1 pseudogene is annotated in these 231 nt (G+C 45.9%); it reads right to left on the bottom strand.

Annotated features, from left to right (window positions below):
- Window positions 1-231 (bottom strand): annotated as a pseudogene (locus AMS66_RS12985) (amidohydrolase family protein); the annotation flags it as partial.

Here is a 231-nt window from a genome sequence, read left to right as displayed (position 1 = left end):
GCGACATCCGTCCCTACCAGAATATCAACTCCGGCACGGTGAAGGTCCATCACATTCTTAAAGCTGTTCTCCATATTGCCTTGCGGGAACGTATTGAAGCTTGAGTTCAGAATATCGATCCAATCCGGACTTAATTTGGAATGAACACGCGGATCATTCGCCAATTCGGATGCCGTATTTCCAATAATCGATGAATTCAACACCAAGCACGGTGTAACAAAAGCGCCTGAA

It is taken from the genome of Paenibacillus xylanivorans, assembly GCF_001280595.1.
Classification (GTDB): Bacteria; Bacillota; Bacilli; order Paenibacillales; family Paenibacillaceae; genus Paenibacillus; species Paenibacillus xylanivorans.
This window is presented reverse-complemented; position numbering and strand designations above follow the sequence as displayed.